Annotated in this window: 15 protein-coding genes; 11 read left to right on the top strand and 4 right to left on the bottom strand. The window is 77.9% G+C overall.

Translation table 11 applies throughout. The annotated features are described in order from the left end of the window. The first annotated feature begins 46 nt into the window (after positions 1 to 46). Genes E4A51_RS01170 through E4A51_RS01155 form a run of 4 tightly spaced genes read left to right on the top strand, consistent with a single transcriptional unit; the run spans position 47 to position 4,159 of the window. Positions 47 to 961, top strand: coding sequence for an ABC transporter substrate-binding protein (locus E4A51_RS01170; RefSeq protein ID WP_046528817.1), 915 nt, complete (start codon positions 47 to 49; stop codon positions 959 to 961). A gap of 17 nt (positions 962 to 978) precedes the next feature. Continuing rightward, on the top strand, positions 979 to 2,550 hold the full coding sequence (locus tag E4A51_RS01165) for an amino acid ABC transporter permease/ATP-binding protein (protein WP_134850665.1): 1,572 nt from the start codon (positions 979 to 981) through the stop codon (positions 2,548 to 2,550). 2 nt (positions 2,551 to 2,552) lie between these two features. Further along, positions 2,553 to 3,023, top strand: a complete 471-nt coding sequence (locus E4A51_RS01160) for a RidA family protein (protein WP_206119933.1) — start codon at positions 2,553 to 2,555, stop codon at positions 3,021 to 3,023. After that, positions 3,020 to 4,159 carry an acetamidase/formamidase family protein gene (locus E4A51_RS01155; protein ID WP_134850664.1) on the top strand — a complete coding sequence of 380 codons (1,140 nt, stop codon included), beginning with the start codon at positions 3,020 to 3,022 and terminating at the stop codon, positions 4,157 to 4,159. Before E4A51_RS01160 ends, E4A51_RS01155 begins: the two co-directional genes overlap by 4 nt. A 101-nt stretch (positions 4,160 to 4,260) precedes the next feature. On the opposite strand, the gene E4A51_RS01150 is transcribed toward E4A51_RS01155, so the two are convergent. Further along, positions 4,261 to 5,754, bottom strand: coding sequence for a glutamate synthase subunit beta (locus tag E4A51_RS01150; RefSeq protein ID WP_134850663.1), 1,494 nt, complete (start codon positions 5,752 to 5,754; stop codon positions 4,261 to 4,263). 320 nt (positions 5,755 to 6,074) lie between these two features. Here E4A51_RS01150 and E4A51_RS01145 point away from each other — a divergent pair, with 320 nt between their 5' ends. From E4A51_RS01145 to recD, 5 genes are all read left to right on the top strand, one after another. Continuing rightward, positions 6,075 to 6,821, top strand: coding sequence for a cyclopropane-fatty-acyl-phospholipid synthase family protein (locus E4A51_RS01145; protein ID WP_134850662.1), 747 nt, complete (start codon positions 6,075 to 6,077; stop codon positions 6,819 to 6,821). Between the two features lie 110 nt (positions 6,822 to 6,931). After that, positions 6,932 to 7,741: a glycerophosphodiester phosphodiesterase family protein gene (locus tag E4A51_RS01140; protein WP_070319881.1), complete on the top strand. Its 810-nt coding sequence runs from the start codon at positions 6,932 to 6,934 to the stop codon at positions 7,739 to 7,741. Positions 7,742 to 7,827: 86 nt separating this feature from the next. Beyond that, positions 7,828 to 11,262 carry an exodeoxyribonuclease V subunit gamma gene (gene recC / locus E4A51_RS01135; RefSeq protein ID WP_240696329.1) on the top strand — a complete coding sequence of 1,145 codons (3,435 nt, stop codon included), beginning with the start codon at positions 7,828 to 7,830 and terminating at the stop codon, positions 11,260 to 11,262. Continuing rightward, positions 11,259 to 14,636, top strand: a complete 3,378-nt coding sequence (locus tag E4A51_RS01130) for a UvrD-helicase domain-containing protein (protein ID WP_307417105.1) — start codon at positions 11,259 to 11,261, stop codon at positions 14,634 to 14,636. Before recC ends, E4A51_RS01130 begins: the two co-directional genes overlap by 4 nt. 86 nt (positions 14,637 to 14,722) lie before the next feature. Next, positions 14,723 to 16,777 (top strand): exodeoxyribonuclease V subunit alpha, encoded by a 2,055-nt coding sequence (gene recD, locus E4A51_RS01125; protein ID WP_240696328.1) that lies wholly within the window; start codon positions 14,723 to 14,725, stop codon positions 16,775 to 16,777. 60 nt (positions 16,778 to 16,837) lie between these two features. Here the strand turns inward: recD and E4A51_RS01120 are convergent, their stop codons facing one another. Further along, positions 16,838 to 18,391 carry a GAF domain-containing protein gene (locus tag E4A51_RS01120; protein WP_070319883.1) on the bottom strand — a complete coding sequence of 518 codons (1,554 nt, stop codon included), beginning with the start codon at positions 18,389 to 18,391 and terminating at the stop codon, positions 16,838 to 16,840. Between the two features lie 280 nt (positions 18,392 to 18,671). Further along, positions 18,672 to 19,238, bottom strand: coding sequence for a hypothetical protein (locus E4A51_RS01115; RefSeq protein WP_134850661.1), 567 nt, complete (start codon positions 19,236 to 19,238; stop codon positions 18,672 to 18,674). Positions 19,239 to 19,404: 166 nt separating this feature from the next. On the opposite strand from E4A51_RS01115, the gene E4A51_RS01110 reads away from it, so the two are divergent. Continuing rightward, positions 19,405 to 19,800, top strand: coding sequence for a Fur family transcriptional regulator (locus E4A51_RS01110; RefSeq protein ID WP_070319885.1), 396 nt, complete (start codon positions 19,405 to 19,407; stop codon positions 19,798 to 19,800). A gap of 22 nt (positions 19,801 to 19,822) precedes the next feature. Here the strand turns inward: E4A51_RS01110 and E4A51_RS01105 are convergent, their stop codons facing one another. Next, positions 19,823 to 20,716, bottom strand: a complete 894-nt coding sequence (locus tag E4A51_RS01105; RefSeq protein WP_070319886.1) for a LysR family transcriptional regulator — start codon at positions 20,714 to 20,716, stop codon at positions 19,823 to 19,825. A 170-nt stretch (positions 20,717 to 20,886) separates the two neighbouring features. Here E4A51_RS01105 and E4A51_RS01100 point away from each other — a divergent pair, with 170 nt between their 5' ends. After that, positions 20,887 to 24,348, top strand: coding sequence for a bifunctional proline dehydrogenase/L-glutamate gamma-semialdehyde dehydrogenase (locus E4A51_RS01100; protein WP_134850660.1), 3,462 nt, complete (start codon positions 20,887 to 20,889; stop codon positions 24,346 to 24,348). Positions 24,349 to 24,384 lie beyond the last annotated feature (36 nt).

Here is a 24,384-nt window from a genome sequence, read left to right as displayed (position 1 = left end):
CTCGCAGTCCCCCGGCGAGCCCCGCCGCACGACCGAGAGGACCCCCATGACCCCGTCCCGCCGCGCTGCCGCACCCGCCGCAGCCGCCACCCTCCTCCTCGCCCTCGCCGCGTGCACCAGCACGAGCGACGCCGCCGAGGCACCCGCCTCGCAGTGGTCCGACCTCGCCGACTCCGCCGCGTGCGCCGACCTCCGCGAGGCGCACCCCGACCTCGTCGGCACCACCCAGACCAACGCGATCAACCCGCACACCCCCGGCTACGAGGTCATCGACCCCGAGAACCCCGACCGGTTCATGGGCTTCGACATCGACCTCGGCGAGGCCATCGGCGCGTGCCTCGGGTTCGACGTCGACTACGTCGCCGTCGGGTTCTCCGAGCTCATCCCCACCGTCGCGTCCGGCCAGGCCGACTGGATCGTCTCCAACCTGTACGCGACGCAGGAGCGCGCCGCCGGCGGCGTCGACTTCATCTCCTACTCCAAGGTCTTCGACGGCGTCCTGGTGGCGAAGGGCAACCCCGAGGGCATCACCGGCATCGACACGTCCCTGTGCGGCCTGACCGTCGCCCTCAACAAGGGCTACGTCGAGGTCCCGCTCGTCGAGGCCGTCGCCCCCGACTGCACCGCCGCGGGCCTGGCCGCGCCCGAGGTCGCGCTGTTCGACTCGAGCGCCGACTGCGTGCAGGCCATCCTCGCCGGCCGCGCCGACGCCTACATGAACGACATCAACACCGTGAACCGGTTCATCGCCGAGCACCCCGACGACCTCGACTCCGCCGAGACCGTCATGCTCGACTACGAGATCGGCATCGGCGTGCTGCAGGGCGAGCACGAGTTCCGCGACGCCGTGCAGGCCGCCCTCACGGTCGTGCAGGACACCGGCCTGCAGACCGAGCTCGCCGAGAAGTGGGAGCTCGACGCCAACGCCGTCGCCGAGCCGACCGTCCTCTCGGTCGGCTGACGGCGGGGGCCCACGACATGACGGACTTCCTGCACTACCTCACGCTGCCCTACCTGCTGCAGGGCATGGGGTTCACGCTCCGCCTGCTGGCCATGGGGTTCGTCGGCGGGCTCGCGCTCGGCCTGGTGCTCGCGTCGATGCTGCTGTCGCGGCACCGCGCGGTCGCCGCCGTCGCCCGCGCCTACACGACGCTCTACCGCGGCACGCCGCTGATCCTGCAGCTCGTGTTCGTGTTCACCGTGCTCCCGCACGCGGGGGTCACGCTCACCCCCGTGGTCGCGGGCGGTGTCGCGCTCGCGATGAACGAGGCGACGTTCTTCGCCGAGATCATCCGGTCGGCGGTGCGCGAGGTGCCCGCCGGCCAGCGGGCGGCGGGCCGGGCGCTCGGGCTCGGACCCGCCGGGCTGCTGCGTCACGTCGTGGGCCCCCAGGCCTTCCGCTCGATGGTCCCCGCGCTCGGCAACGAGGCGGTCGCGACCATGAAGAACTCGGCGCTCGCGTCGATCATCGCGGTCCCCGAGCTCACGCTGCGCACGCAGCAGCTCGCGTCGGCGACGTTCGACTACTTCGAGATCTACTTCGCCACCGCGGTCATGTACCTGCTGCTCACGGCCGCCATCACGGGCCTGCAGCTGCTCGTCGAGGCGCTCGTCGACCCCGACGGCGTGCGCCGCCGCGGCTGGCTCGCGCTGTGGCGCCGGCGGCCCGCGACGGCCACCCCCGCCCCGCCCCCAGGGCACGCACCGGCCGCACCGGCGGACGTCCCCGTCCCCGACGACCGGCGCACGCACGCCGACCCGCCGCCGCGCTCGTTCGGCGAGGCGATGGTCGAGGCACGTGGCCTGCGCCGCTCCTACGGCGACACCGAGGTGCTCGCGGGCATCGACCTCATGGTCCGCGAGGGCGAGGTCGTCGCGCTCCTCGGCCCGTCGGGCTCCGGCAAGAGCACGCTGCTGCGCACGCTCAACCACCTCGACGGGCTCGACGGCGGCTCGGTGCTCGTCAACGGCACCGCCATCGGCTACGACTGGCAGGGCCGCGAGCTGCCCGAGCGGCGCACCGCCCGGCAGCGCGTCACCGCGGGCGTCGGCATGGTGTTCCAGAGCTTCGACCTCTTCGAGCACCTCACGGTCCGCGAGAACGTCGCGGCACCGCTGCGGTGGGTCCACGGCCTGGGCCGCGACGAGGCGTCGGCCCGCGCCGACGAGCTCCTCGCGCAGGTGGGCATGAGCCACCGCGCCGACGCGCTGCCCCGCCACCTGTCGGGCGGTCAGCAGCAGCGCGTCGGGATCGCACGGGCCCTCGCGCCCCGCCCCCGCGTGCTCCTGCTCGACGAGCCGACCAGCGCGCTCGACCCCGAGAAGGTCGCCGAGGTGCTGCAGGTCATCCGCGACCTGGCCCGCACGTCGGGGCTGACGATGGTCATCGCCACGCACCAGCTCCGCTTCGCGCGCGAGGTCGCCGACCGGGTCGTCTTCATGGCCGGCGGCGTGGTCGTCGAGGAGGGCCCCGCGGACGACGTCCTGCTGCGCCCGCAGCACGCGCTCACGCGCTCCTTCGTGGGCGCCATGGACTCAGCGGAGGTGTGAGCGTGCACCACGACCGCACCCCCGCCCTGCCCGAGCGCGAGGCGCTCGTCCTCACCGGTCACCCCGGCGTCCCGACGCAGGTCGGCCCGTTCGCGCACGCCGTGCGCTGGGGCGACACGCTGTGGGTGACCGGGCAGATGCCCACCGACCCGCGCACGGGCGCCATCGTCGGCGACGACGTCGTGACCCAGACCCGGCAGGTCATGCGCAACCTCGAGGCCGTGCTGCACGCCGCGGGCGCGCGGCTCGCGGACACCCTCATGGTTCGCGCCTACCTCACGGACTTCGACGAGTACGCGGCCTTCAACGCCGAGTACGCCACGTGGTTCCCCGCCGGGCTGCCGGCCCGCACGTGCGTCGGCGTCACCGGGCTCGCCGTCGGCGCCCGCGTCGAGGTCGACCTCGTCGTGGGCCTGCGCCCGCACCGCAGCACCGAGCAGGACCCGTCCGCACCCGAGGGAGCCGCACGATGACCGCCACCACGACCGCCCCCGCCACGTCCGTCGTCCTGCAGCCCGGCGAGGGCCCGGTCCTCGGCGAGCACTACCTGCCCAGCCGCGCGCACGAGGTGCGGTGGGGCTGGCTGCCGGACCGCACGAGCGCACCCGTGCTCGCGGTGCCCGACGGCGCGACCGTCACGATCGACACCCTCAGCCACGAGGGCCTGCTGGCCGACCAGGGGCGCGACCCGCGGCGGTACCTCGCGCAGTTCGGGGTCGCCGACGTGCTCGCCGACGCGGTCGACCTGGCCGCGTCGCCGCTGGTCAACGGCGGTGACGACGGGCCGCACGTCGTCACCGGGCCGATCGAGGTGACCGGTGCCCGCGCGGGCGACGTGCTGCGGGTCGACGTCCTCGACCTCGCGCGGCGCGTGCCGTACGGGTTCGTGTCCAACCGGCACGGGTACGGGGCGCTGGCCGGCGAGTACCCCGAGGACCTCGACTCGACGCCCACGCGGCACGTCGACGCGATGGTCGGCGACGGCACCGTGAGCCACTTCGCGTGGGTCGGCGAGCACGAGGGGCGCGACGTCGGGTACATGGACGCCGGCGGCGGGCGCACCGTGCGGTTCGGCCTCGCGCCGTTCCTCGGCCTCATGGGCGTCGCCCCCGACACCGACGAGCCCGTGCCGTCGGTGCCGCCCGGCCCGCACGGCGGCAACATCGACGTCAAGCACACGACGGTCGGCTCGACGCTCTACCTGCCGGTCGCGGTCGACGGTGCGCTGTTCTGCGCGGGCGACCCGCACTTCGCGCAGGGCAACGGCGAAGTCGCGCTCACCGCGCTCGAGGCGTCGCTGCGCGCGACGCTGCGGCTGACCGTGCTGCGGCCCGCCGACCGCACGGCCGTGCTCGGCGCGGCGGCCGGACCCGTCGTCGAGACCCCGACGCACTGGGTGCCGACGGGTCTGCACCCCGACCTCGACGAGGCGATGCGCGCGGCCGTGCGCAACGCGGTCGCGTTCCTGCACGGCCGGTTCGGCGTGCCGCGCGCGGTCGCGCTGGCCTACCTGTCGGCCGCGGGCGACTTCGAGGTGAGCCAGGTGGTCGACGCCGTCAAGGGCGTGCACTGCATGATCGCGAAGGCGGACTGGACCGCCTGGACGTGACGCGCAGGCCTCCCGGCGCCGGCTGGGGGCGGTCGGGGCGGGGGCGGTCGGGGCTGCGGCGGTCGGGGCGGGGGCGGTCGGGGCGGGGCGGGTGCGCGCGGTCAGCGCGTGCCCGCCCCGTCGCGCACGCCCATCGCGACCGTGCTCGCGCGCACGGGCGCGGGCAGCGCCGTGCTGCCGGACAGGAACCGGTCGACGGCCGCGGCGGCGGCCCGGCCCTCGGCGATCGCCCACACCACGAGCGACTGCCCGCGTCCGGCGTCGCCCGCGACGAACACGCCGGGCGTCGTCGTCGCGTAGTCGTCGTCACGCTCGAGCGCGCCGCGGGGACCGCGCGCGACGCCCAGCTCGTCGAGCAGCGCGCCCGGCTCGGCGCCCGTGAAGCCCAGCGCGAGCAGCACGAGGTCGGCCGGCAGCTCGCGGCGCGTGCCCGCGACCGGCACGAACCGGCCGGCGACCTGCTCGACGTCCTCGACCTCGACGGCACGCACGGCGCCCGCGCCGTCGTCGAGGAAGCGCACCGTGCTCGTGGCCCACACGCGCTCGCCGCCCTCCTCGTGCGCGCTGGCCGTGCGCAGCACGCGCGGGTACGTCGGCCAGGGCTGGTCGGCGGGGCGCTCCGTCGGCGGCGTCGGCAGGATCTCGACCTGGGTCACCGACCGCGCGCCCTGGCGCAGCGCCGTGCCCAGGCAGTCGGCGCCGGTGTCGCCGCCGCCCACGACGACGACGTCGAGACCGGTCGCGACGAGCTGGTCCGGGACCGTGTCGCCGACCGCCGCGCGGTTCGCCTGCGGCAGGTACGTCATGGCCTGCTCGACGCCGCGCAGGTCGCGCCCGTCGACCGGCAGGTCCCGCGGGACCGTCGAGCCCGTGGCCAGCACGACCGCGTCGTACCGCGCTCGCAGCTGCGCGCCCGTGACGTCGACGCCGACGTCGACGCCCGTGCGGAACCGCGTGCCCTCGGCGGCCATCTGCGCCAGCCGCCGGTCGAGCACGCGCTTCTCGAGCTTGAACTCGGGGATGCCGTACCGCAGCAGGCCGCCCGCGCGGTCCGCGCGCTCGTGGACCACCACGGTGTGACCGGCGCGCGTGAGCTGCTGCGCGCACGCGAGCCCCGCGGGCCCGGACCCGACCACGGCGACCGTGTGGCCCGAGAGCCGCTCGGGCACCTGCGGCGCCAGCAGCCCGCGGTCGAACGCCTCCTCGGCGACCGCCACCTCGACGTTCCGGATCGTGAGCGGCTCACCGTTGATCCCCAGCACGCACGCGGCCTCGCACGGCGCCGGGCAGATGCGGCCCGTGACCTCGGGGAAGTTGTTGGTCGCGTGCAGCCGGTCGCACGCGTCGGCCCACTGCCCGCGCCACGCGAGGTCGTTCCACGCGGGCATCTCGTTGCCCAGCGGGCATCCGGAGTGGCAGAACGGGATGCCGCAGTCCATGCAGCGCCCCGCCTGGCGGCGCACGAGCGCGACGTCGTCGGGGTGACCCGCACGGTGCGCGTGCACCTCGCGCCAGTCGAGCAGGCGCACGGCCACGGGACGGTCGGCGGGCAGCTCGCGCCGCCGCGTCGTGAGGAAGCCGCGGGGGTCTGCCATGGTCGCTCCCGGGGTGGCACGGCGGTGGACGCACGCACGGGCGGCGGCGCGGCCGCACGCAGGCGCAGCGTGCACGCTAGGCCGCGCGCGGGCGGTCGCCGGGGGTCGGAGGTCCCGACCGGGCGGGACCTCCGCAAAGGCGTGGCCCGCAGGGCCGTGCCGTCCTAGCGTGCGACCGGGCTCGCACGGAGCCCCGCCGCGCGCGACGCGACGGCGCTCCCCCGGAGAGGCGTGACGACGGATGACGGTCCCGATGCGGGTGGACGGCCACGTCCACCACCGAGCAGCCCACCACTCCCACCGGAACCAGGAGCACCGTCGTGTTCGACCACCGTCTCTTCTCGATCCGTGAGTCCCGCCACCGCATCCACAACCCGCTGACCGCGCCGCAGCTCGCGACGCTCGGGGCCGCGCTCGACCTGCGCCCCGGCGCGACCGTGCTCGACCTCGCGTGCGGCTCGGGCGAGCTGCTCGCCACGTGGGCCCGCGACCACGCCGTCACCGGCCTCGGCGTCGACCTCAACCCCGACTTCCTCGCGCACGCCCGCGCGCGTGCCGACGCGCTCGGGGTCGGCGACCGCGTGCGGTTCGTCGAGGCCGACGCGAGCGGCTGGGTCGCCGACGCACCCGTCGACGTCGCGGCGTGCGTGGGCGCGACGTGGATCGGCGGCGGCGTGCCCGGCACGCTCGAGCTGCTGCGGCGCAGCCTGCGGCCCGGCGGGCTGCTGCTGGTCGGCGAGCCGTACTGGCGCGCCGTGCCGACGACGCCCGGCGAGCTCGCCGCGTGCGGCGTCCCGTCCGCCGACGCGTACCGCACGCTGCCCGGGCTCCTGGCCGGGTACGGAGACCTCGGGTACGACGTGGTCGAGATGGTGTGCGCGACCGAGGAGTCCTGGGACAGGTACCAGGCGTCCCAGTGGCTCACGATGCGCCGCTGGGCCGACGCCCACCCGCAGCACGACCTGCACGACGAGGTGCGCCGGCTGCTCGCGGAGGAACCCGCCCGGTACGCCGCGGGCACCCGTGCGTTCTTCGGCTGGGCCGTCGTCGCGCTGCTCGCGCGCTGACCGCGCGTCGGGGCGGCGGGTGCGCCCACCGCCCCGGCGCGGGCACCCGCGTGGGTGACGACCGCGCGTCCCGGGCGGGACCACCGCCCGGGACGCGCGAGGATGGGGCCGTGAACGCGCGCCGGGACCTTGAGGACGGGCCCGCGCGGGCACGGCACGCGTACTTCGACGACCCGTCGGGCGTCGTCGCGCTCGCGCACCGCGGCTTCGCGCTCGACGGGCGCGAGAACTCGCTCACCGCGTTCGGCACCGCCGTCGACCTCGGCTTCCGGTACGTCGAGACCGACGCGCACGCGACGTCCGACGGCGTGGCGGTCGCGCTGCACGACGACACGCTGGACCGCACGACCGACGCCGAGGGCGTGGTGTCGGAGCTGCCGTGGTCGGTCGTGCGGCGCGCCCGCATCGGGGGCGTCGACCCCGTGCCGCGGCTCGACGACGTGCTCGGCACGTGGCCTCACCTGCGCGTCAACGTCGACGTCAAGAGCGAGCGCGCGGTGCTCCCGGTCGTCGCGGCGATCGAGCGCACGCGCGCGCACGACCGCGTGTGCGTCGCGTCGTTCTCGGCGGCGCGACGGCGAGCGACGGTCGCGCGGCTGAGCCGACCCGTCGCGACGTCGGCGGCGACGGGCGAGGTCGCGCGCTTCCTCGCCGCGCACCGCGCGCACCTGCCCCGCCTCGCGGCACGCGCCCTGCGCGAGGTGGACGCGCTGCAGGTGCCGGCCGCGCAGGGCCGGCTGCGGGTCGTCGACGCGGGCACGGTCGCCGCCGCGCACGCCGCGGGCCGCGGCGTGCACGTGTGGACCGTGAACGACCCCGCCGAGATGCACCGGCTGCTCGACCTGGGCGTCGACGGGATCGTCACCGACCGCGCGGACCTGCTGCGCGACGTGCTGCGCGCGCGGGGCACCTGGGTCTGAGCGGACGGTCCCGCGCGGCGAGCCCCGCCGACCCGGACCTGTGGACGGGCGCGTCGGCGTCGGCGGCGTGGGCTAGCGTGCAGCGCGTGACGGCGGGGTTCGACGGGGCGGGCGCGCGGGGCCGGCTGCGCGTGCACACCTCGCCGCGTGCCGACGTGCTGGTCGACGCGCTCGCCGACGTCCTGGCCGACGTGCCGCCCGGCACCGACCCGTTCGCGCGCGAGGTCGTCGCGGTGCCGACCCGGGGCGTCGAGCGGTGGGTCGCCCAGCGGCTGTCGCACCGCCTGGGCGCGGGCCCTGACGGCGAGGCCGGCGTGTGCGCGCGGATCGACTTCGACCCGCCCGCGCGGCTCGTGCGCGACGCGGTCGCCGCGGCCACGGGCACCGCGCGCGACGACGACCCGTGGGAGCCCGAGCGGCTCGTGTGGCACGTGCTGCGCGCGGTCGACGCGGCCGTCGCGGCGGGCGAGGAATGGGCGCACCCGCTGGCCCGCCACGTCACCGACGAGCCGGGCGCGCGCGACGCCGTGCGGCGGGGCCGCCGGGTGCGGCTCGCGCAGCGTCTCGCGGGCGCGTTCACGGCGTACGCCGCGCAGCGCCCGTCGCTCGTGACGGCGTGGGCGGCGGGCGACGACGAGGACGGTGCGGGCGCGCCGCTGCCTGCCGACCTGGCGTGGCAGGCGCCGCTGTGGCGCGCGGTGCGCGCCGAGCTGGGCGTGGCGAGCCCGGCCGAACGGCTCGCGGACGCCGTGCGCGCGCTGACCGCCGACCCCGACGTCGTGGACCTGCCCCGGCGGCTGTCGGTGCTCGGGCCGACGCGGCTGTCGCGCGCGCACGTCGACGTGCTCGCGGCGCTCGCGGTGCACCGCGACGTGCACGTGTGGCTGCCGCACCCGTCGGACGCGCTGTGGCGCCGCGCGGCCCGCGGGGTCGAGCCCGCCGCACCCGCGGCGCCCGCGCCGCGGCGCCGCGACGTGCCCGCTGTCGCGGTGCACCCGCTGCTCGCGTCGACCGCGCGCGACGCGACCGAGCTCGGCGCGCGCCTGACCGCCGCGGGCGCCGACGTGACGCACCACGCCGCGCCCGCTCCCCCGCCGACCGTGCTCGGCGCGGTGCAGGCCGCGCTGCGCGCCGACGAGCGGCCGGCCGTGCCCGCCGCCGTGGCGCCGGGCGACCGGAGCGTGCAGGTGCACGCGTGCCACGGGCGCGGACGGCAGGTCGAGGTGCTGCGCGAGGTCGTGCTCGGGCTGCTCGCGGACGACCCGACGCTGCAGCCGCGCGACGTCGTCGTGCTGTGCCCCGACGTCGAGGCGTTCGCCCCGCTGGTCGCGGCCGCGTTCGGCACCGCGGCGGGCGTCGACGCCCCGGACGTCGGCGGCGCGGACCACGGCACCCACCCGGGCCGCACGCTGCGCGTCCGGCTCGCCGACCGCGCGCCCGCGCGCACCAACCCGCTGCTGCGCGTGCTGTCCGACCTGCTCGCGCTCGCGGGCTCGCGCGTCACGGCCTCCGCGGTGGTCGACCTCGCGGGCCTGCCCGCGGTGCGGCGACGGTTCGGGTTCGACGACGCCGCCGTCGAGCGGCTGCGCGCGTGGGCGCTCGAGTCCGGCGCCCGGTGGGGCGAGGACCAGGCGCGGCGCGCGCGGTACGGGTTGGGCGCGGTCGCGCAGGGCACGTGGCGCACCGCGACCGACCGGCTCCTGCTGGGGGTCGCGATGGCCGAGGAGGACCACCGCTTCGTCGGGTCGGCGCTGCCGCTCGACGACGTCGACTCGACCGACGTCGACCTCGCGGGCCGGTTCGCCGAGCTCGTCGACCGGGTCACCGGCCTGCTGGCCGGGCTCGACGGCGAGCGGCCCGCGAGCGCGTGGCTCGCGACGCTCGAGCGCGCGCTCGTGCTGCTGACCGCCGCCGACCCCGACGACGCGTGGCAGGAGGTCGGCGCGCGGGCCGTGCTCGGCGACGTGCGCGCGTCGGCCGCGGGCACCGACGTGCCGCTGCGGCTCGCCGACGTCGTCGCGCTGCTCGAGCCGCGCCTCGCGGGCCGGCCCACGCGCGCCGGGTTCCGCACGGGTGCGCTCACGGTGTGCTCGCTCGAGCCGATGCGCGCCGTGCCGCACCGCGTGGTGTGCCTGCTGGGTCTCGACGACGGGGCGTTCCCGCGGGCGGGCACGCCCGACGGCGACGACGTGCTCGCGCGCGACCCGCTGGTCGGCGAGCGCGACCGCCGCACCGAGGACCGGCAGCTGTTCCTCGACGCGGTGACGGCCGCGGGCGAGCACCTCGTGGTCGTGCACAGCGGGGCCGACGAGCGCACCGGGGCGCCGCGCCCGCCGGCGGTGCCCGTGGGCGAGCTGCTCGACGCGGTCGACGAGGCGGTCGACCTGCCCCGCGGGGCGCGGGCCGCGCTCGTCGTGCACCACCCGCTGCAGACCGTCGACGAGCGCAGCTTCACGCCCGGCGCGCTGGGCCGCCCGGGGCCGTTCAGCTTCGACGACGTCGACCGGCGCGCGGCGCTCGTCGCGCGCGGGCCGCGGCACGTGCGCCCGCCGCTGCTGACCGCACCGCTGCCGCCGCTCGACCAGCCCGTGGTCGAGCTCGACGACCTGGCTGCGGTGCTCGAGCACCCCGTCAAGGCGTTCGTGCGCCGCCGCCTGGGCGTCGTGGTCCCGGGCGAGGCCGACGACCTCGACGACCGGCTGCCGCTCACGCTGGGCCCGCTCGACGAGTGGGCGACGGGCGACCGGCTGCTCACGGCGGTGCTCGACGGCGTGGACCTCGCGCGCGCGGCCGCGGCCGAGCGTCGGCGCGGCCGCGTGCCGCCGGGCCAGCTGGGCGGTGCCGTGCTGCAGGACGTCGCGACGCGCGCGGGCGTGGTCGCGGAGGCCGTGGTGCCGCTGCTGGGCGCCCCGGCGACGGCGGTCGACGTGACCGTCCCGCTGCCGGGCGGCCGCACCCTCACGGGCACGGTGCCGGGGCTGCGCGGCGACGTCCTGGTGCGCGCGGTGTACTCGCGGCTCGGCGCGAAGCACCGGCTGCGCGCGTGGCTGCACCTGCTGGCCCTCGTGGCGTCGCCCGGCGCCCCGCCCGTGCGGGGTGCCGCGACCGTGGGCCGGGGCCCGGGCCGCCGCCCGTCGGCCGCGACGTCGTGGCTGCGCGCACCCGGCCCGGACGACGCACGACGCGTGCTGGGCGACCTGCTCGCGCTGCACGACCGCGCGCTGCGCGCGCCGCTGCCGCTGCCCGTGGCCGCCGGCGGCACGTACGCGCAGCGCCGCCACGGGCACGACGACCCTGCGGGTGCGCTCGCGGACGCCGAGCACACCCTGCGTGCGCGGTTCGAGCACACCGACGAGCACCACGTGCTCGCGTGGGGCGACGGGTTCACGCTGCTGCAGGTCGCGGGCGACCCGACGCCCGCGGACCGCGCCGCGTGGCCCGACGAGCCGACGCTGCTGGGTGCGCTCGCGCGCACGGCGTGGGACGCGCTGCTCGAGCACGAGGGGCAGGTGCCGTGGTGAGCGCACCCGTGTTCGACGTCTGCGGGCCGCTGCCCACGGGGACGACCGTGCTCGAGGCCAGCGCCGGCACGGGCAAGACGTTCACGATCGCGGCGCTCGCCGCGCGGTACGTCGCCGAGGGCCACGCGCGGCTGCCCGAGCTGCTGCTCGTGACGTTCGGCCGCATGGCGACGGGCGAGCTGCGCGAACGCGTGCGCGCCCGGCTGGTCGCGACCGAGCGCGCGCTGCGCGACCCGGGCGCGCGGACCAGCGACGACCCCGTGGTCCGGCACCTCGCGGCGGTCGACGACGCCGAGCTGCACCGGCGCCGCGCGCGGCTCACCGTCGCGCTGTCCGAGGTCGACGCCGCGACGATCACCACCACGCACGGGTTCTGCCAGCAGATGCTGCGCACGCTCGGCACGACCGCGGGCGGCGGGGTCGTCGAGCCCGGTGCGACGCTGCTGCCGGACGTCGCGGACCTCGAGGCCGAGGTGGTCGACGACCTGTACCTCGCGGCGTACGCGGGCACCGACGCCCCGGTGCTCGACGTCGACGACGCGCGGGCCGTCGCGCGCGCCGCCGTGAGCGACCACGCGGCGGTGCTGGCCCCCGACGAGGCACCGCCCGGGACCCCGCCCGACCACCGCGTGCGGCTCGCGCGCGCCGTGCGCCGGGAGATGGTGCGGCGCCGCCGCGCCGCGCACGTCGTCGACTACGACGACCTGCTGACGCTGCTGCTCGCGGCGCTCACCGACCCGGTGACGGGCCCGCCGGCCGCGCAGCGCGTGCGCGCGCGGTTCCGGGTCGTCATGGTCGACGAGTTCCAGGACACCGACCAGGTGCAGTGGCAGATCCTGCGCACCGCGTTCCACGGCCACCGCACGCTCGTGCTGGTGGGCGACCCCAAGCAGGCGATCTACGCGTTCCGCGGCGCCGACGTGCACACCTACCTCGAGGCGCGCGACGTCGCGACGACCGCGACGCTCCACCGCAGCTGGCGCACCGACGCCCCGGTGCTCGCGGGGCTCGGTCACCTGCTCGGGGGCGCGGCGCTGGGCGACCCCCGCATCGTCGTGCACCCCGTCGAGGCCGAGCACGCCGGCCACGGGCTCGACGGCGGCGCACCGGTCGTGCTGCGCCGCGTGACGCGGCGCGCGGTCGGCGCGGTGGGCGCCGTGCCGCCCGTCGCGGCGGTGCGCGCGCTGGTGGCGCGGGACGTGGCCGCGCAGACCGTCCGGACGCTGACCACGGCCCGCCTGCGCGACGGCGACGGCTGGCGCGCGGTGCTGCCGGGCGACGTCGCGGTGCTCGCGCGCCGCAACGCCGACGCGCTCGCGGTGCGCGACGCGCTCGCCGACGTCGGCGTCCCCGCGGTCGTCTCGGGCCTGTCGAGCGTCTTCACGACGCCCGCCGCGCGCGACTGGCTCGTGCTGCTCAGCGCGCTCGCGGCGACCGGCGACCCCGCGCGCGTCGCGGCGGCCGCGCTGACCCCGTTCGTCGGGTGGGACGGGGCGACGCTCGCGGTGGCCGACGACGCCGCGCGCGAGGACCTCGCGGACCGGCTGCGCGCGTGGTCGCACGTGCTGGCCGCGCAGGGCGTGGCGGCGCTACTGCAGGCCACGGCCGCCGCGGGCCTGCACGAGCGGCTCGCGGCGCGCGTCGACGGCGAGCGCACGCTGACGGACGTGCGCCACGTCGGCGAGGTGCTGCACGCGGCGGCGCGCGAGCACGGCCTCGGGGCCGCGGCCCTCACCGAGTGGCTGCGCAGCCGGATCGACGAGGCGGGCGGCGACTACGCCGAGGAGCGCAGCCGACGCCTGGAGACCGACGCCGCCGCGGTCCAGGTCGTCACGGTGCACGCCGCCAAGGGGCTGGAGTTCCCGGTCGTGCTGGTGCCGTACGCGTGGGACCGGTGGGTCGACACGACGCCCGCGGTGCTGCGGTACCACGACGACGACGGCACGCGCCGGCTGCACGTCGGCGGGCGCGGCAGCCCGGGCTACGAGGACGCCCGCGAGCGCGACCAGGCGGAGCAGGCGGGTGAGGAGCTGCGGCTCGCGTACGTCGCGCTGACGCGCGCGGCGCACCAGGTGGTCGCGTGGTGGGCGCCGAGCAAGAACTCCGCGACCGGCGCGCTGTCGTGCCTCGTGCTGGGCGCGCGCGACGCCGAGGGCCGCCCGCCGGCCGCGGTACCGGTGCCGCGCGACGACCATGCCGCGGCGGCCTTCGACGCGCTCGCGGCGGGCTCGGGCGGGACGGTCGTTCACGAGGTGGTCGACGGGCCCGCGCCGGTCGTGCGGTGGCAGCCCGCCCCGGCCCCGGCCGTGCCGCTCGAGGTCGCCGCCTGGCGTCGCACCGTCGACGCCGCGTGGCGGCGCACCTCGTACTCGGGTCTCACGGCGGCCGCGCACGACGCGGCCCCGCACCGGGCGGGCGTCGCCGACGAGCCCGAGGACCCGGGCGTGCAGGACGAGGCGGACGGTCCGGTGGGGACCGGCTCCCCCGCCGACGCCGACGGTGCGCTGCGTGACGTGCCGTCGCCGCTGGCCGACCTGCCGGGCGGGACGGCGTTCGGCACGCTCGTGCACCACGTGCTGGAGCACGTCGACACCGCTGCTCCCGACCTGGCCGCCGAGGTGCAGGCCCGCTGCGCCGAGGCCGCGGGTGCCGGTGCGGCGCTCGGCCTCGAGCCCGACGCGCTGGCCGCCGCGCTGCTGCCGTCGCTGCGGACGCCCTGCGGCCCCCTGCTGGGCGGGCGCGCGCTGGCGGACGTCGCACCGGGCGACCGGCTCGCCGAGCTCGACCTGGAGCTGCCGCTCGCGGGCGGCGACCTGGCCGCGCGGCGTGCCGCGACGCTCGACGACGTCGCGCACCTGCTGCGCACGCACCTGGCGGGCGACGACCCGTACCGCGCCTACGCCGACCGGCTCGCGGCGCTGCACGCCGACGAGCGCACGCGGCCCGGCGCGCTGCGCGGGTACCTGACCGGCAGCATCGACGCGGTGCTGCGCGCCGAGGTCGACGGCACCACCCGGTACGTCGTCGTCGACTACAAGACCAACCGGCTCGCCCCGCCCGACGAGCCGCTGACCGCGTGGCACTACCGCCCGGCCGCGCTGCACGCCGCGATGCTCGACGCGCACTACCCGCTGCAGGCCCTGCTGTACCAGGTGGGGCTGCACCGGTTCCTGCGGTGGCGGCTGCCCGGGTACGACCCCGAGCGGCACCTCGGCGGTGCGGCGTACCTGTTCGTGCGCGGCATGGCGGGGCCGGGCACGCCCGTGGTGGACGGGTCGCCGTGCGGCGTGGCGTCGTGGCGTCCGCCCGCGGCGCTGGTCGTCGCGGTGTCCGCGCTGCTCGACGGCGCACCGCCAGCGGGGGCGGCACGGTGACGGCGCGGCCGGGCGGCGGTGGGCTGCCTGGGCAGGGGGCGGGTGCGGCGGACGCGAGCGGGACCGGTGCGCCGACGGACGGCGCGGTGGTGAACGCGGCCACGGTGGACGGGACGGCGCCGGACCGCACGGCGCCCGGCGCGACGACCGCCGCGGTGGTCGCCCCCGCACCCGATCCTGGCGACCCCCGGCGGCCGTGGCGCGCGGGCCCGCTGCTCGCGACGTTCGCCGCGGCGGGCGTGCTGACGTCGGCCGACGTGCGGGTCGCTGAGCGGCTCGGCGCGCTGACCGGCGAGGACGACGCGACCGTGCTGCTCGCCGCGGCCCTCGCGGTCCGCGCGGTGCGGGCGGGATCGGTGTGCGTCGACCTCGCCGACGCGCCGTCGCTCGTGGCCGAGGGCTCGCCCGACGCACCCGACGTGCCGCCGCCCGACGTGCCGCTGCCGTGGCCCGCGCATGACGCTTGGACGGCCGCGGTGCGGCGCAGCCCGCTGGTCGCCGACGGCCCCGACGGGCCCGCGGACCGGCCGGTGCGCTGGGTCGACGGCCGCGTCTACCTCGACCGGTACTGGCGCGACGAGCAGGTGGTGCGCCGCGAGGTGGACGCCCGACTGGGCGGCGTGCTGCCCGTCGACGACGCCGCGCTGCGGGCCGCCGTGGCCGCGCGGTTCCCCGGCCCCCGGGACGCGCGCCAGCGGGTCGCGGCCGCGACGGCGGCGCTGTCCCGGCTCACGGTGCTCACGGGCGGTCCCGGCACGGGCAAGACGACGACGGTCGCGCGCCTGGTCGCGGTGCTGCGCGACGTGCACGGCCCCGGGCTGCGGGTCGCGCTCGCGGCGCCGACGGGGCGCGCGGCGGCCCGGCTGCAGGAGGCCGTGACGGCCGAGCTGGACCGGCTCGCGCGCGAGGACGACGTGCGCGGCGGCGCGCAGGTGGACGAGGTCGCGGCGCCCGTCGCCGCGGCGACCGCGCGGCTCACCGCCTCGACCGTGCACCGTCTGCTGGGCTGGCGGCCGTCGAGCACGCGGTTCGCGCACGACCGCACGCACCGGCTCCCGCACGACCTGGTCGTGCTCGACGAGGCGTCGATGGTGTCGCTGCCGCTGCTGGCGCGCGTGCTCGACGCGCTGCGCCCCGACGCGCGGCTCGTGCTCGTCGGCGACCCCGACCAGCTCGCGTCGGTCGAGGTCGGCGCCGTGCTCGGCGACCTCGTGGCGCGGCCGGCGCCGCCCGGTCCGCTGCCCGCGCGGCTCGCGACGCTCCTGCCGGACGACGTCCCGACCGCACCGCCACCGGGTCGGGCCGCCGGGTCGCCGGACCCCTCGGACCTCCCCGAGCCGCAGGTCGACCACGCGCGCGACGCGGCGGCGCTGCACGCGGGCGTCGTGCGGCTCGTCGTGCCGCACCGGTTCGGCCACGACCTGGGCGTCCTGGCCGACGCGGTGCGCCGCGGCGACGCGGACGCGGCGCTCGCGCTGCTGCGCACGCCCGGCGCGCACTGGTCGCTCGTCGAGCCCGCGGGCGACGTGCCGACCGACGCCGAGGTCGCGGCCGTGCGCGACGCCGTCGCGACCACGGGGGCGCGCGTCGTCGCGGCCGCGCGGGCCGGGGACGCGGCGGGCGCGCTCGCGGCGCTCGGCGAGCACCGCCTGCTGCTCGCGCACCGGCGCGGGCCCGCGGGCGTCGCGCGCTGGGCGGCGCTCGCGCAGCGGTGGGTCGAGGACGCGACGCACGACCCGGCCCCGGGCGCGTGGCCCGCGGGGCGGCCGCTGCTCGTCACGACCAACGACCGCACGACGGGCCTGTCGAACGGCGACACGGGCGTCGTGGTGGCCGCCGGGCACGGCGGGGTCGTCGCGGCGTTCGGCGACCCGGCCACGCCGCGGCTGGTGCGCCCGCACCGGCTGCCCGCGGTCGAGACCGTGCACGCGATGACGGTGCACCGCGCGCAGGGCAGCCAGCTCACGTCGGTCACGGTGGTGCTGCCCCCTGCGTCGTCACCGCTGCTGACGCGCGAGCTGCTCTACACGGCGATCACGCGCGCGCGGGAGCACGTGCGGGTCGTCGGGTCGGGCGACGCCGTGCGCGCGGCCGTCGAGCGGCCCGTGCGCCGTGCGAGCGGGCTGCGGTTCGACCGCTGACGCGCGGCGGCCGCGGGGACGCCCGGTCCGCCGCGCGAGGACGCCGTCCGAGGCCCCCGGTCAGCCGAGGATCGAGCGCGTCACCGCGACCTGCTCGGTGAGCACCGCGCCGATGACCTGCTGCGTGCCGTTGATCTCCTCGACGATGCTGCGGATCCCCGCGAGCGCGGTGACGGTCGCGGCGACCTGGCGCTGGATCTCGGCGACCCGGCTGCCGACCTCGGTGGTCGCGCGCGCCGTCTGGTCGGCGAGCTCCTTGACCTCGTTGGCGACGACCGCGAACCCGCGCCCGGCGTCGCCCGCGCGCGCGGCCTCGATGGACGCGTTGAGCGCGAGCAGGTTGGTCTGCGCGGCGACCGTGCCGATGGTCCGCACGACCTGCCCGATCTCCTCGCTGGACCGGCCGAGCCCGGCGACGTCGTCGTCCGCGGCCTGCACGAGGCGCTGCCCCTCGCCCGCGACCGTGGTCGCGGCCAGGACGTTGCGCTCGACCTCCTCGATCGACGCGACGAGCTCGCGCCCCGCGGTCTGCAGCTGCTCGGCAGCGGTGAAGCGCGTGAGCGCCTGGCCGATGAGGTAGGCGGTGTCCTGCAGGGCGGCCCGCCGGCTGGGCGTGAGGTCGACGCGCTCGAGGACGAAGAAGTCCATGGTGCCGAGCACCTGGCCGTCGACCACTATCGGCAGGCACACGCCGGACTGCACGCCGGCGGCGCGCGCGACGGGCGCGCGGACGCAGTCGGCGACCTCGGCGAGGTCGGGGACGAACACGAGGTCGCGGGACCGCCAGGCGCGGCCCGCGAGCCCGACGCCCTCGGCGAACGTGGCCTCGCGCGTGACGCGCCGGAACTCGGCCCCCGCGTCGCCGGACTCCTGCACGAACCGCAGCACGCGGTCCTTCTCGTCGACGGCCCAGTACGAGCCGTAGGCCCAGCCGAAGCCGGTGCGGATCGTGTCGAGCGCGCCCGCGAGCGCGTCCTGGGCGGTCGAGGCGCCCGAGACGGCGTGCAGCACGGCGGTGCTGGCGTTCGTGTCGGCCTCGGCCTCGGTCTGCCGGCGCGCCACGACGACGCGCTCGAGTGCCTGCGACGCGACGACCGCGACGGCCTCGAGGACGGCGCGCCGCTCGGCGGTGAGCTCGAGCACCTCGGTCGAGAAGAAGTCCATGGTGCCGATGACCTCGCCCTCGGCGAGCAGCGGCACGCACACGGCCGACCGGACGCCCGCGGCCCGCGCGACGGGTGCGCGCACGCAGTCGGTGAGCTCGGCGAGGTCGTCGACGGCGACGAGCCGGCGCTCGCGCCACGCGCGCCCGGCGAGCCCGACGCCCTCGGGGAACGTGGCCGTGCGCGTGACGCGGCGGAACTCCTCCCCGGCGTCGCCGGACTCGGCGACGAACCGCAGGGCCCTCACCTCGGCGTCGACTGTCCACGCCGACGCGTACGCCCAGCCGAGCTGCTCGCGCACGACGGTGACGGCGGCGGTGAGGCCCGCGGTCACGTCGCGGACGCCCGCGAGCGCGTCGACCAGCCGCGTGATCGCGCGGACGTCGGCGCGGGCGGCCTCGGCCTCGGCGGCGAGCCGGGCGGTGTGCGATCGGGTGGCGGAGCGGATCATGGCGAGTCCTTCGGGCGTCGGCCGGGGCTGGGCGACGCCGGGCTGAGGCGACCCGCGCGCGCCCGGTCGGGTGCTCGTGCGCGCTGGTGGCGGGTGCGCCACGGGTGGGGCGCCCGGTCAGGATGCGCTGTGCACACCGGGTCGGCCTTCCCACGCACGTCCCGGCCCGGAGTTTCCACCGCTCGGCCGAACGCCGGGAGGTGCGCGACCGGGCGGAACCACCGCAAGCCGGCCGCGCCGCACACGGACGGGTCACACGGGTCACGCGGGGCGAGACGTCTCAGGCCGCGCGGGGTCTCACCCGCCGGTACCGCACGTGACCCGGGCGTCGCGTCCCGGCCGCGGTGCCCGCCGCCGCGAGCGCACGCACCGCACCGGGCCCGAGGGGCGCCAAGGCGGCCGCGCGCCCCGGCAGGGGGCGTGCGACGCCGACCAGCAGGGACACCCGGGTCGCGCCGGCGCGCAGCACCACACGCGCGTACTCGGTCCCCGTCCGCCAGACGAGGTCGTCGACCTCGTCCCACGCGACCCGCAGCGTCCGGTCGCCGATCGCGACCACCAGCGCGTCCTCGCCGGCCGTGGCGGTGCACGGCACCGTGCGCCACCGGAACGGCAGCGTCACGGCGGCGACGAGGGGCAGGCAGAGCAGCAGCGCGCCGGCGACGACCACGAGGCGCCCCGCGGCGGAGTCGCGCCCGGCGAGGAGCACGGCCGCGGCGGTCAGCACCGCACCGCCGGCGAGGACGGCAGCGGCGACCGCGAGCGCGAGCGTGCGTAGGCGCGCCGGCACGGCGGCGAAGCGCAGGACGTCACCGGCCGGCGTCGGCTCCCAGCCGGTTGTCGGCACGGGGCGCTCCTCTCGTCGTCAGGTCGTGGTCGAGCGCGCAGCCTACGGTCGCGCCGTCCGGCACGGGCGGCGCACGTCGGCGACGTCGGAATTCTCAACTACGGTGTCTCGTTGAGAACGGTTCCGGGCGGCGGCAGGGTCCGGGCCACGATCGGGAGGTGCACGGATGATCGGCCAGCGGGTCACGCGCCAGCGCGTGGCGATCTCGGAGCTGCTCGAGGACGTCGAGGAGTTCCGCAGCGCGCAGCAGATCCACCAGCTGCTGCAGCAGCGCGGTCACGAGATCGGCCTGGCCACCGTGTACCGGACGCTCAACGCGATGGCCGAGCAGGGTGCGCTCGAGGTCATGCTGCAGCCCAACGGCGAGCACACCTACCTGCGGTGCGAGCCGCGCAGCGAGCACCACCACCACCTCGTGTGCCGGGTCTGCGGGCGCACGGTCGACGTCGCGGCGCCCGAGCTCGAGCAGCTCGTCGAGGCGCTCGCCTCGACGCACGACTTCACGGACGTCGAGCACTCGATCGACTTCCTCGGCACGTGCCGGGAGTGCGCGGCGGTCTGAGCCGCCGGCGACGCGCCGTCGCTCACCCGGCCGCGACCGCCTCGAGCACCGCGCGGAACGCCTCGACCGCGGGGGCCCCGGCCGCCGCGTCGCGACGCGACGTGAACACCGTGCGGTGCGGGTCGCCCGGCAGCGGCACGAGCCGGCACGTCGTCGTCCGCTCGCGCCACACCAGCCCCGGCAGGATCGCGACGGCGTTGCCGGACTCGACGAGCCGGATCTGCGCCTGCAGGTCGGCGGTCTCGTACCGCACGTCGGGCTCGAACCCGGCCGCGCGGCACGTCTCCTCGGCGAAGTGCCGCGACGCGGTGCCGCGCGGCTCCATGACCCACGGCACGCGCGCGGCGTCGGCGAGGTCGCGGACGCGCTCGCGCGTGACGCCGACGGGTGGCAGCGCGAGCCGCAGCGGGTCGGTGACGAGGTCGCGGCGGTCCAGGCCCGGCAGCCACGGCGCGGCGTGCGCGGGGTACTGCTCGGCGACGACGAGGTCGAAGTCGCGCGCCCACGTGTCGTGCAGCGCCTGCGCGGGCTCGCGCTGCACCATCTCGACCCGCACCTGCGGGTGCTCGTCCGCCGCGCGGCGCAGCGCGGCGGGCATGAGCGCGAGGGCGGCGGACTGGAACACCGCGACGCGCACGGTGCCGCGCACCTCGGTGAGCGACGCCGCGAGCGCGGCCTCGGTGCGCTCGACGGTGTCGAGCAGGGCCTCGGCGGCCTCGACGAGCACGAGCGCCTGCGGGGTCAGCCGCACGCCCCGGCCGACCTTGCGCAGCAGGGGCACGCCGGCCTCACGCTCGAGCTGCGTGAGCTGTTGCGACACGGCGGACGGGCTGTAGCTGAGCGCCTGCGCGGCGGCCGCCAGCGTGCCGCGCACGGCGACCTCGCGCAGGATGACGAGACGGCGCAGGTCCAGCACGGCGGCCTCCGGCGGTGACGCGGCCCGGCGCGGGACGCCCGGGCACCGTTCAGCAGATCTGACGAGTATCGGTGAGAAACGGTCGCTTCCCCTGACGACTCACCGCTCCCGATACTGACGCCACACCCGGCCGGGCACCGGCGGGACGACGCAGCGGCAGCGAGGACACGATGACCGGCACGGCGACCCACCCCGACGGCACGACCGACCGCGACCCGGCCGCCGACCACGCCGACGAGGTCGTCGCGCTCGTGCGGCGCTGGCTGCGCGAGGCCGCGCGGCACCCCGTCGACCCCGCCGCGGCGCACCTCGCGGCGCTGCTGCGCGAGCCCGACGGCCTGGCGTTCGCGGTCGGCTTCGTCGACGGCGTCGTGCGGCCCGAGGACACGCGCGTCGCGGCGCGGCGGCTGCGCGAGCTGGCCGCGCGCCCGCCGCGGTTCCTCGCGCCGCACCTGCGCGCCGCGGTCCGGCTCGGCGGCGCGCTCGCCCCCGCGCTGCCGGACGTCGTCGTGCCCGTCGCGCGACGCGTGCTGCGTCACCTGGTCGGCCACCTCGTGGTCGACGCGACCGACCGGCGCCTGGGCCCGGCCGTCGCGCGGCTGCGCCGTGACGGCGTGCGCCTCAACGTCAACCTGCTGGGCGAGGCCGTGCTCGGGCGCCGCGAGGCCGAGCGTCGCCTCGCGGGCACCCGGCGGCTGCTCGCGCGCGACGACGTCGACTACGTGTCCGTCAAGGTGTCGTCGGTCGTCGCGCCGCACGCGCCGTGGGCGTTCGACGCGGCCGTCGAGGACGTGGTCGCCCACCTGACGCCGCTGTTCGAGCAGGCCGCGTCGGCTCCGACGCCCCGGTTCGTCAACCTCGACATGGAGGAGTACAAGGACCTCGACCTCACGGTCGAGGTGTTCACGCGCCTGCTCGACCGCCCGTCGCTGCGCACGCTCGAGGCGGGGATCGTGCTGCAGGCGTACCTGCCGGACGCGCTGCCGGCGATGCAGCGGCTGCAGGACTGGGCCGCACGGCGCCGGGCCGCGGGCGGCGCCGGCATCAAGGTGCGGCTCGTCAAGGGCGCGAACCTGCCGATGGAGCGCGTCGAGGCCGAGGTGCACGGCTGGCCGCTGGCCACGTGGGGCAGCAAGCAGGAGACCGACGCGCACTACAAGCGCGTGCTCGACTGGGCGCTGACGCCCGAGCGGATCGCGAACGTCCGGCTGGGGGTCGCGGGCCACAACCTGTTCGACGTCGCGCACGCGTGGCTGCTCGCGGGCGAGCGCGGCGTGCGGCACGGCGTCGAGGTCGAGATGCTGCTGGGCATGGCGCCCGGCCAGGCCGAGGCCGTGCGCCGCGACGTCGGCGGGCTGCTGCTCTACACCCCGGTGGTCGCACCCCGGGAGTTCGACGTCGCGATCGCGTACCTCGTGCGGCGCCTCGAGGAGGGCGCGTCGGGCGAGAACTTCATGTCCGCGGTGTTCGACCTCGCCGACGACGACGCGCTGTTCGAGCGCGAGCGCGAGCGGTTCCTCGCGGCGCTGCGCGACGTCGACGCGCCCGCGCCCGAGCGCCACCGGGTCCCCGACCGGCACGCCGCGGTGCCGCCGTCGGCGCCCGGCGCGTTCACGAACACGCCCGACACGGACCCCGCGGTGCGCGAGCACCGCGCGTGGGTGCGCGACGTGCTCGCGCGCGTCCCCGGATCGACGCTCGGTGCCGCGGGGGCCGACGCGGCACGCGTCGACGACGCCGGCGTGCTCGACGCGCTGGTCCGTGACGCGCGCCGGGCCGGCGAGGCGTGGGGCGCGCGCCCGGCGGCCGAGCGCGCGGCCGTGCTGGACCGCGCGGCGGACGCGCTCGAGGCGCACCGCGGGGCGCTGCTCGAGGTCATGGCGGCCGAGGCCGGCAAGACCGTCGACCAGGGCGACCCCGAGGTCTCCGAGGCGGTCGACTTCGCGCACTGGTACGCCGAGCTCGCGCGCGGCCTCGACCGTGTCGACGGCGCGACGTTCGTGCCGGCGGCGCTCACGCTGGTCACGCCGCCGTGGAACTTCCCGGTCGCGATCCCGGCGGGGTCGACGCTCGCAGCGCTCGCCGCGGGCTCGGCGGTGCTGCTCAAGCCCGCCGGGCCGGCCGAGCGCTGCGGCGCGGTGCTCGCCGAGGCCCTGTGGGACGCGGGCGCCCCGCGGGACGTGCTGCGGCTGGTGCAGGTCGACGAGGACGCCCTGGGCCGCGCGCTCGTCACACACCCTGCCGTCGACCGCGTGGTGCTCACGGGCGCGTACGGGACCGCCGAGCTGTTCCGCTCGTTCCGCCCCGACCTGCCGCTGCTGGCCGAGACGAGCGGCAAGAACGCGATCGTCGTGACGCCGTCGGCGGACCTCGACCTCGCGGTGCGTGACGTCGTGGCCTCGGCGTTCGGGCACGCGGGGCAGAAGTGCTCGGCGGCGTCGCTCGTGGTGCTGGTGGGGTCGGTCGCGACGTCGCGCCGGTTCCGCTCGCAGCTGCTCGACGCGGTGTCGTCGCTGGCCGTCGGGCTGCCGCAGGACGCGCGCACGCAGGTCGGCCCCCTGATCGAGCCGGCCGCGGGCAAGCTGCTCACGGGCCTGACGACGCTCGAGCCGGGCCAGGCGTGGGCGCTCGCGCCGCGTCGCCTCGACGACGCGGGGCGGCTGTGGTCCCCGGGCGTCGTGACCGGGGTCGCACGCGGGTCGCGCACGCACCGGACCGAGTACTTCGGGCCCGTGCTGGGCGTCATGACCGCGGCGACGCTCGACGAGGCGATCGACCTCGTGAACGACGTGGACTACGGGCTCACCTCGGGACTGCACAGCCTGGACCCGGCGGAGATCGGCACGTGGCTCGCGCGCGTGCAGGCGGGCAACCTGTACGTGAACCGCGGCACCACGGGCGCGATCGTGCGCCGCCAGCCGTTCGGCGGCTGGAAGCGTTCGGCCGTCGGCCCCGGCACGAAGGCGGGCGGGCCCAGCTACCTCGCGGGCCTGGGCTCGTGGGCGTCGGCACCCGCGGCGGCGGAGGCGACCGTCACGTCGCCCGCGGTGCGGCGCCTGCTCGCGGCGGCGCGCGCCGACCTGCCGGCGTCCGACGCCGAGCGCGTCGAGCGGGCCGCGCGCAGCGACGCCGCCGCGTGGGCCGAGCTGTTCGCCGCGCGCGACGTGAGCGGGCTGGTGGCCGAGCGCAACGTGCTGCGGCACCTGGCCGTGCCGTCGCCCGTGCTGGTGCGCCGGTCCGACGACGCGCCCGTCGCGGACGTCGTGCGCGTCGTGGCCGCGGCCGCGGAGGCCGGCGCACCGGTCGTGGTGTCGGTGCCCACGGCGCTGCCCGCGCGGCTCGCGGCCGCGGTCGCGGAGGTCGGCGCCGTGCACGTCGAGGACGACGCCGCGTGGACCGCCCGGGTCGCACGCCTCGACGGCGGTCGCGTGCGCCTGGTCGGCGGTGCGGCGGCGGACGTCGCGGCGGCCACGGGCGGGCGCCCGGACGTCGCGGTGTGGGACCACCCGGTGACCGAGGCGGGGCGCGTCGAGCTGCTGCCGTTCCTGCGCGAGCAGGCGGTGAGCGTCACCGCGCACCGGTTCGGCACGCCGCACCCGCTGACGGACGACGTGCTGCCGGTCGTGCGCTGACGGGCCCCTCCCCGGGGCCCCGGCGGCGTCCCGCGA

Source organism: Cellulomonas sp. HD19AZ1 (assembly GCF_004535805.1).
GTDB lineage: Bacteria > Actinomycetota > Actinomycetes > Actinomycetales > Cellulomonadaceae > Cellulomonas > Cellulomonas iranensis.
The sequence above is the reverse complement of the archived record's forward strand: the minus strand, read 5'-3'. Positions and strand labels throughout refer to the sequence as shown.